General features: G+C 36.0%; 10 protein-coding genes. 8 read left to right on the top strand and 2 right to left on the bottom strand.

Annotated elements, in window-relative coordinates:
* Positions 1–1,703: hypothetical protein (locus QI155_RS10885; protein WP_281321662.1), on the top strand; the 1,703-nt coding region annotated here is incomplete at its 5' end.
* Positions 1,704–1,705: 2 nt separating this feature from the next.
* A complete protein-coding gene (gene traN, locus QI155_RS10880) occupies positions 1,706–4,114 on the top strand; it encodes a conjugal transfer protein TraN (RefSeq protein WP_281321661.1) in 2,409 nt (802 codons plus the stop codon).
* Positions 4,115–4,152: 38 nt separating this feature from the next.
* Here traN and QI155_RS10875 read toward each other — a convergent pair whose 3' ends face one another.
* Both QI155_RS10875 and QI155_RS10870 read right to left on the bottom strand, forming a co-directional pair.
* Positions 4,153–4,728: an IS110 family transposase gene (locus tag QI155_RS10875; RefSeq protein WP_281321663.1), complete on the bottom strand. Its 576-nt coding sequence runs from the start codon at positions 4,726–4,728 to the stop codon at positions 4,153–4,155.
* Between the two features lie 159 nt (positions 4,729–4,887).
* Positions 4,888–5,346, bottom strand: a complete 459-nt coding sequence (locus QI155_RS10870; RefSeq protein ID WP_281321660.1) for an IS110 family transposase — start codon at positions 5,344–5,346, stop codon at positions 4,888–4,890.
* 236 nt (positions 5,347–5,582) lie between these two features.
* On the opposite strand from QI155_RS10870, the gene QI155_RS10865 reads away from it, so the two are divergent.
* From QI155_RS10865 to QI155_RS10840, 6 genes are all read left to right on the top strand, one after another.
* Positions 5,583–5,789: a hypothetical protein gene (locus QI155_RS10865; protein WP_281321659.1), complete on the top strand. Its 207-nt coding sequence runs from the start codon at positions 5,583–5,585 to the stop codon at positions 5,787–5,789.
* Between the two features lie 124 nt (positions 5,790–5,913).
* On the top strand, positions 5,914–6,957 hold the full coding sequence (locus tag QI155_RS10860) for a radical SAM protein (protein ID WP_281321658.1): 1,044 nt from the start codon (positions 5,914–5,916) through the stop codon (positions 6,955–6,957).
* Positions 6,944–7,399 carry a hypothetical protein gene (locus tag QI155_RS10855; RefSeq protein WP_281321657.1) on the top strand — a complete coding sequence of 152 codons (456 nt, stop codon included), beginning with the start codon at positions 6,944–6,946 and terminating at the stop codon, positions 7,397–7,399. Before QI155_RS10860 ends, QI155_RS10855 begins: the two co-directional genes overlap by 14 nt.
* A gap of 7 nt (positions 7,400–7,406) precedes the next feature.
* Positions 7,407–7,799, top strand: a complete 393-nt coding sequence (locus QI155_RS10850) for a hypothetical protein (RefSeq protein ID WP_281321656.1) — start codon at positions 7,407–7,409, stop codon at positions 7,797–7,799.
* Between the two features lie 25 nt (positions 7,800–7,824).
* Complete coding sequence (locus QI155_RS10845) at positions 7,825–8,451, top strand: hypothetical protein (RefSeq protein ID WP_281321655.1); 627 nt, start codon at positions 7,825–7,827, stop codon at positions 8,449–8,451.
* Positions 8,432–9,041, top strand: a 610-nt coding sequence (locus tag QI155_RS10840) for a TraU family protein (protein WP_281321654.1), incomplete at its 3' end; no start/stop codon positions are given. The genes QI155_RS10845 and QI155_RS10840, both read left to right, overlap by 20 nt.

Raw genomic sequence — 9,041 nt, 5'->3', positions numbered from 1 at the left:
AAAGTGGTGATGTGCAGTTAGTATGCCCAAGCAGTAAAGAATTTCTTACAGTGCTTGTAAAACCAAAAGGCACAGGTGATTTTGATGCAGACATATACTGGGATAGCGATATGGATGGGAAAATGGACAGGTCTCTAACTGTAAACAACGTTTCAGGAATATGCACAAATGGCTTTATAAGTTGCCAGCCAGGGACATGGAGAGATTGTCAAAATTACGAATTTAAGTTTGAAAATAGCGAATTATTTTTACAACAATCTTATAGAACTGAATTAGCTGGATGTTTTTGTATTAATCAATCTTGCGGAAGTAATTTGTTATGGAACAATATTGGTTATGTTTTAAAAATTTTTGGTGGAGCAGTAGCTGGAGCTTTTCAGAAAGTGGATTCGAGATATGCTATATCTGACGCAAGAATTGATGGTGCTGCAATATATTTTTATAGTCAGAAAACTAAAGATTGTAGGATAGCAGAAGGAGGAAGCGGCATTTTATATCCTGAGTCTTTTTGGAAAACTCCATATGCAATTAATTCGACCGTAGAAAGCCTTGTATTATCTCAATCTCAGGACTCAAATAGTTTTTATAATTTAATGGTTCGGGCAAATCAAAATAACTATTCTCAATTAAGGTCTTGTGTTGTAAAAAGAAATATATATTCGGACATAACCTATAGATATAAACCTTGCGGAGAATTTGGTTATGATACTTTTACTTTTATTGGTGGCTATGATTTAAATGGAGATTCGAAGCAATGTTATTACTATCGTAACAGTTGTTATATGCTTTCAGGTCATGACTCTTCCTGGAATATTTGTTATTCTCGTTTAATAGGACATGGTAATATTCTTTATTTTATCAACAGTAGTTTTCTTGCAGGAACGGGTTTAACAGCAGTTGAAGTAACTAATTTAACCCATTCTGGAATGGCAAATCTGGTAAATTGTTTTGGTTCTGGAGATGATGCTGCTGATATATGGATTTATGTAAAAGCAACCTGTCAGTATTTAGGATGTCAGGTAATAGAAAATATTGAAAACTCCTGTTTGGATATGGAAAATAATTCATCATGCACTTTGTATGATGAATTTGTAGATGGCGTTCAAACCGTAAGAGGTGGAGTTAGAACAGGGCTTTATCCTCTTAAACAATGCGTTACTTTATGTGCAGGCGGAAACTGTCCCGAGTGCGGTCAGATTAGGTGTTATGACTGGATAAGCAGAAACAGAACTTATTTGTGTACTGATCAGCCTATTGATTTATCTTCTTCAAAAACAAGATTGGGTAGCGTAGTGTCCAGTTCTAACTATTCTGATTCTACAGGCGTAATAACTTTTAATGATGTTAGGTACGAAAATGGGATATGGAAGAATTATTCTAATCAAACTTTTTGGGTAGGAGGCAAAAAAGAAACAGACAGTTGCGAAAAGGCCTGTAGAGTAAAAGTAGCAAGTCTTCCAACTCAGGTAGGGCTTGGGGACCCGGTAAGTAGTAATAGAACTGGCTCTTATACGGGAGATATTTATTATTATCGCCCTTGCTACAATGACATTTGTCCTGCCCAAGAAGGTGAAACCATAGATATTCCATGTCAGTGCATGAATGACTTCGGTGCAGCATCAACCCTTATGCAGACAATGAGAATTGCGGGACAGGATATGATCTGCACATCAGGCAATATAAAGACACTGCCGGGGTATTAGTTATGTGGATTAAGAAGGCAATATCACTGATTATTGTTTTCATTTTTGCATTTACTGAAGTATCTGTGGATCTTCAATACTTATCAAGTCTATTTGGTTTTTCCAAACCTGTTGGACAATTTAACCTTTTATCTGTAGCTTACGCAGATACAGCCACTCCATACTGCAGTCCTGCAGACAACGGGCAGGTGGGTGTGTTTTCCTCTGGTTCAGGATACTGTGAGCTTGATCCCCTTGATACATCAGGGAAATGCCCTTCACCTTACATATTTTCAACGGAGTATAAAAAATGTGTTACAATGCCTCTTTGCCCCGGGCTTTATATATGGAACTCCCAGACAAAGCAGTGTGAGAGCGTGACAGCAACTCCAGTGGGGGGCACAGAGCCTACATTTCCCGAGAACTCCTGTGCAGTGGACGCAAATGGTGATGGGGAGATACAGCAGAACGAAATCCATCAGTGTCAGCAAACACCGCAGGGATATATATGCCCTACAGGGCAGACACAGTGTAACCCTCAGTATCAGCAGCCAAGTTGTCCTGCACAGTATACTTATAATGCAAACACTCAGAAATGTGAATATACCCCGACAGTGGGAGTGTGCTCTTCTCAACAGGTTCAGATAACTCAGTATCAGTGTCCCGTGAATGGGCAGATATATAGTGATTTGAATCAGTGCAATAGCGCATGCTTACAGACGGCACAGTGTAGTGCAAGTTATGGGGACATAACATGGAGTCCTCCTCGTGGTCCTTGTGGCAATCCTATATCTACTTATGATGATTTTAGACATGGTCCACAGGTAGTGTGTGACTACTTATGGCCAGGATCGGTAGCAGTAAGTGCTAGTTGTTATCCTAGTGAATGTTCACATCGGTGTGATATAAGACATAATGGAAGGTGGTATTGTAATACTTTGTGCCCAGATGAGGGATGGTGTTATCACTGTGGTATAGCCTCAATAACCTGCCGAGGTTTTGTAGGTTATACTTGTCCCCTTGGCAACTACCCCTGCACAGGTAATCCACCTACATGTCAGAAAGGACAAGCTTGTGTAACTTATAACCAAACAGTTACTAAGTGGCAGTGTTCTTTGACTGGAACTCAGTATGATACCCAAGAACAATGCACTACTTCCTGTTATTCAGGTTGTCCTCCCGGTGGAACATTTAATCCTTCTACAGGCAAATGTGAGGCAACTGCAACATGTCAGACAGGAACGTTACAACCTGAAGGTTGCTTTACAGGCTATGGTTGTCCTCTTGGAAATTATCAATGCCAGAACTTAAATGGTACATGGATGTGCTCTCCTCATCAGTGCATAACTTCAAGTCAACTACAGGATGAAGGAGATGTAATTCCTTTTGGATACGAAGATGATGGACAGAGAGATGCTCAGGGTAATTGTCTTGAAACCATATATATTTTCAATGGAAAAGGTATGAGGTGCAAAAAATCAGGAGTGCAGACGGGATTTCATAACTGCTGTAATGAGTCACAGGGAAAAATTTATGATTCTACTGGTTCAACAGGTAAAGGTGTAGGTTACTTAATGGATATAGGAAAAACAATATACGGAATATATCGTGCTTTATCTATTGGGAATATGGCATCAAATATCGCTTCTAAGGGTGGACAGGTGATTTTTAACACATCTGAAGGAACTGCTAAAGTGTTTTATACAGGTTCTGGTAAAATAATGAATCTTTCTTATAAAGAAGGATCTTCTTTAGCGGATAGTCTTTTAAAAGCAGGCGTACCTGGCAAAATAGAACAAGGTCCAAATGGAGCAAGTGTAATTTTTCAGTCGGGTGGCAATGCTGATGCTGCTACAGGGCTTGCAATGGGGGATTTTATTAAAAACTCAGGGATTACTTCTTCTGTAGTATCCCTTGCAACTTCTTTAGCAATATCTGATCCTGTGCTAAGTGCTTCAGTAAATCTGGTAGCACAGGCATATTTATGGTATATAGGATGGGGAAACCCTATTGGTTTTGCAGCAGCTGTGGTTCAGCTTGGAATGTATCTGTTTATGCAGCGTTGTGATCAGCAGGATATAATAACTTCCACCTTCAATGATTCTAAATACTGTCATGAAGTAGGAGAATACTGCATCAAAAAGTGGCCATTAGTTGGTTGTGTGCAAAAAGCAAAGAGTTTTTGTTGTTTTAACAGTAAACTTGCAAGAATTATACACGAACAGGGCAGACCTCAACTGGTAGGTTTTGGTGTAAATAGTTGGGGTAGTCCTAAAACTCCAAACTGTAGAGGATTTTTACCTGAAGAATTTCAGGCACTTGATTTTAACAGGATTGACCTCAGCGAATACATTGAAGACATACAGAAAAATATAAGACAAAATCTTGCACCACAACTGCAACAGCAGATACAGCAGAATTGGGGGAGATAATATTTATATAAGGAGTCAACTATGAAAAATACACCTCCTTACATACATGGTGAAGGCAAATGAGAAACTTTAAAGGTAGTTTTCTTCTTAAGCATGGCATAGATTACTCTCAAAAGCTTATGAGCAATAGCAAGGATTGCCTTCTTGTAAGGAAGTCCCTGTTGCCTTCTACGGTTAAAGTACTCCCTGAAGTAACTGTTATACATCACTACAGAGACAGCCATAAGCCAGAGCACTCTTCTGAGATGTCTATTGCCTCTTTTAGAAAGTCTGCTACTACCTTTGAACTTTCCAGATTCATAAACCGTGGGGTCAACTCCACAGTAGGCAATCAGTTTCTTCGGAGAGCTAAATCTATTGATATTTTCAATTTCAGCAATAAAATGCATTGCAGTAGTGTCACCTATTCCTTTGATAGATTTAAGAATTTCAATATCCTGACAGAGGGCTGCTTCCTCACAGGAACGTTTAAGTTGCTCAGTAATTACCTCAAGCTGCTCTTCAAGGAAGAAAAGCTTTTTAATCTTACTCTGAAGAAGTATCTCTCTTACAGGGAAGAACTGAGCAATAGAGTCTTGAGCCCATTGTTTAATCTGTTGAGCAGTAACACTCAGTGCTCTACCCCTCTTAGAATAAAGAATTTGTTCTATATCAGAGGTTTTAGCAGTCTTCAGTGCCCAGGCAGAAGGATATTTTTCAAGAAGCCTGAGAATTCCTTCTGTATAGATATTTACTCTTCTTTCAAGCTCAGGAAAGAGGACAACCAGAGCTTTTTAGATATCATTTTTAAGCCTTGCAATCTGCTGAGAGAGTCTTTCTCTTTCACGAGCAAGCTCACGAAACTCATGAGACAGGAAGGACTTCTGAGGAAGACTGTGTTGGGCAGTATAAAGAGCAAAGGCAATTCTACGGGCATCGGAGCGGTCAGTCTTGGTTTTTCTGATTTCCATACTCTGAACACCTTTAACGATAAGAGGATTAAGAACGACACAGTTGAAGTTTTTTTGACTAAGGTAGACAAAAAGATTAACATAGTAGCAGCCAGAGGATTCTTTACCGATAAGAATAGACTCCTTAGGGAAAGCACTAAGTTTGCGGATAAAAGCCTTAAATCCGTGGGAATCCATAGGGAATTTTTCTTCAAAGATGATTTCCTCTGGGGAGTGGATAGCACAGGCAGAGAAACTTTCTTTGGAGATATCAATACCGACAAAAACTTTAAAATTGCTCATATGGGCACCTCCAATTTAAGTAATAAAGCAGAGAAGGGCATCTGCCTACCAATCCTCCATGATGACGAGGGCTACAAAGCCCAACCAACTTATCATGGTTTAGGCAGAGAGGCAACAAACTCCCGAAAGGACTTAAAAGTCCAGGTGAAATGGAGCTGTCCTTCTCTGCCAGCATCTTATCTAAGTAAAACACGTACATATAAAGTTTATAACAAAAATTATTCGTAGGAGGGAAAATGGAAGATAGAAATTTTTTAAAAGATTTTTCAAGTAAGTTAAATTGTCAGGAGATTAATTATCAAGCTCTTTTTAATTATGCAAAACTTTTGGGAATTTCTGTATCTTGTTTGTTTGTTGTTTTAGGAATAATAGGAGTATTTGATGTCCAAGCAGACTGGACTTGTTGTTATGCTAATTGTTACGGAGATTACTGTTGTTATTAAGAAGTTAATACTTCTTATACAGGGAGGGGACTTCTTAGTGGTAAGAATAGAAATTTTAGTATAATTTTGATACATTGATGTACCCTATATATAGAAGGGGAAAAAGTATTTAAGGAGGGGTCATTTGTTTAATATATACATAAAGCCTACTGAACTTTGTAATCTTAAATGTGATCATTGTTATATTCCTCTTTCGTCAAGGGAAAATTCTTTTAAAATGACACCTGAACAAGTAGATTATATTTTGGATCAGTGTTTAAATTTTTTTTCTGATTTAAACAAAGTAAACCTTATTTTTCATGGTGGGGAACCTTTACTTATGGGGGTTGGTTATTATGGGAAGTTTTTAGACAAGCTAAAACAAAATGGGGTAGAAAATATAAGAGTATCTTTTCAGTCTAATATGCTTTTATACAATAAGGAGTGGAAGCTTTTTTTAAAACAGAATAAAGCAAGTATAGGGACATCTTATGACTTTTTTTCTAATTTTAGACGATTAGCAGGATGTACAGATTCTAAAAAGTATTTTATTTTGTGGACTCAAAAGATAAAGCAGTATCAAGATGATTTTAGGCAAAGAGTTTATACAATTACAGTTTTAAGTAAGCAAAATGTAAAATATATTCCAGATATAATAGATATTGCAGAGGAATTAGGTCTGAATTTAAAGTTAAACCCTTTATATAATGCAGGAAAAATAAAAGCAGATTATAAGAGCTTTTCCTTGACTCCCCAAGAGTATGGTGAATCATTAAAAATTGCTTATAGGTGCTGGCAGAAATACAAAAATAAAGGAATGGTTATTGAGCAATGTAAGGACATGGAAAGTTTTGTTACAGGAGAGAGTTCTTTAACTCATACAAGGTGTCCATACGCAGGTAATTGTGTAGGACATATTTGGTGCATAGACCCAAAGGGGAATATCTACAATTGTGGATGTGATGTTCAATTAGGGGGGAAATATTATATGGGTAATTACAAGATAGGTATTAATAAAGAAAAATATATAAAAGCCAAAGCAGAAGACAATCAAATATCTTTGGACTGTTATGAATGTGGAATATGCGGAGGAGGATGCAAGCTTTTTAGGGATAAGAAGACTAAAAAATATTTATGGTGTGATTCTTATAAAAAGCTATATAAGGAGGTAAAAAATGCTTTTTGTTAATTTAATAATTTCTTTTTTCTTGTTGTTATCAATAATATTTTCATCGTTGGTATTTGCGGAAATTAACAGTGAATGTAAGGTGGCTGTTGTTGATGAAGTACAACTTTTGAAAGTTGTAGCAGAAAGTTTTGGTATTGATTCTGCTAATATGAAAAAATTATGTGATAAAGAAGCCTTAAAAGAAGATCAAACGAGGTATTCATACGAATTCCTTGAAGAAGTTTTTAGCCTTTCATCGAAATTAGAGAGATTTCTAATAAAAGAAGCAGGGGATTACGCTTTAAATATAAAAAAATGTCTCTTGTTAATTCCAAAATCACAAACTTGGAGTTACAGAAAAAATATTGATATAACAACAGAAGTAGTAGATTACATTAAAAAAAACAAGCAAAAAGAAATTGAATTAATAATAAAAAACTGTAGTGTTCTCCATAGAAGGTAAGTGAAATATGTGGAAAATAAAAATTTTTTCATCAATTTTTATCTTTTTATTAAACAGTATATGTCTTCTTTTTGTACTAAATTCTGCATCAGAAGCTAATTCATGTTTAATAGGAGTTATTGATGAAGAAAAAGTCCTTCGTGATGTTTATGCTATTAAAAATAAGGGTAGTTTTAGCAGTTTTGATACACAAATAGAAAATAAAGCTGAGGATCGTTTGTTTTTAGAAAAACAAGAAGAATTATTTTCTCAAAGAATTGGTTTAATAAAGAGAAAAGTTTCTTATTATGCCTTCAGGATAAAAAAGTGTTATCTTTTGATGTTAATACGGGAGGTTATTGTTTATCATCCACAAATAGATTTAACAGATGAAGTAATTAGGTTTTTAAAAGAAAATTAAGTAGATCGGGATTTTCAATAAAAAAATGAGTAAAGCAAAAGTAATAACAATTTTTATTTTTTTTACACTGATAAGTTGTGAACAGTTTTTATTTGCCCAATTAGTTGGCACTAACGGTGCAACCTATCCTATAGCAGAGCCTGATGCTTATGAAGAACTTATGGCAAAAGTAAAAAGCACAAATTGGAATAAAATAATCAAAGATTACACAGCAGATGTAAATAAAATTACAAAAGTATCTTTTAGTCTTGGCAGAGCAAAAGAAGACAGAGCATTTTATATAGACCCAACCTATACACTTCAGTTTGACATAATGGATGAAAATGGAAAAATCATTTATCCAAAAGGCTATAGTTTTAACCCTCTTGATTATATCAGTTTCCCATACTATCTCGTTTTTTTTGACGGAACTTCTATAACAGAGATCGCATGGCTTAAAAAGCAGGAATGGCTTAATAACTGGAATGTGGTGTTTATTCTTACAAAAGGAGACGTTGTAAGAGCAGAGAAACAACTTGGTAGAACAGTATTTATTGCAACGCCTCAGATGATAGAGAAATTCAGAATTTCTAAAACACCATCTATCATGTCTGCTCAAAATAAACAAATTGTAATAAGTGAGGTAGGAATATATGCAGAAAAAAAGAAATAGACATATTTTTGTATTAGCTTTGTTTGTTTCTTTATTTCTTGTTTATTCATCTGGCTACTGCATGGATAACTGTAAAGCGTCGTTTATTAATCCTGTAACTGATATAAGATGGGATGCCATGTTTCCTGTAGAAATTGCAGGGATAGAGGTAAAAGGTCCAAGTAATTTACCTGATCCTGATAAAATAGGTAGCGTTATATGTATGTGCAGAAGGGGAAATAATATTGTGCTTGGAGTTACAGTATCATACTGGAATCCTACAAGAATAGTTGAAACTACAAAAGTGCCTTATTGTTTTCCAACTATGGGAGGATTGCAAATATCTAATCCTGATCAGGGAACAAAGTATGGTACAAATGAACAGGATACTCTTTATGCCAAACAAAATGCTCACTGGTATGTTTTTCCTGTCTGGCATGTGCTTGATCTTTTTATTGATAATCCCTGTGTTCCTGTGGAAGGCTTTGACCTTGCTTATATGACAGAGATAGACCCTACGTGGAATAATGATTTGATAGGATTTATTCTTAATCCTGAAGCACTGCTTTTTGCAAATCCTGTTGCTCAACTTGCCTGTATAGCTGATTCTG

The sequence above is a fragment of the Thermodesulfovibrio sp. 1176 genome, from assembly GCF_029946585.1.
Taxonomy (GTDB): Bacteria; Nitrospirota; Thermodesulfovibrionia; order Thermodesulfovibrionales; family Thermodesulfovibrionaceae; genus Thermodesulfovibrio.
The sequence above is the reverse complement of the archived record's forward strand: the minus strand, read 5'-3'. Positions and strand labels throughout refer to the sequence as shown.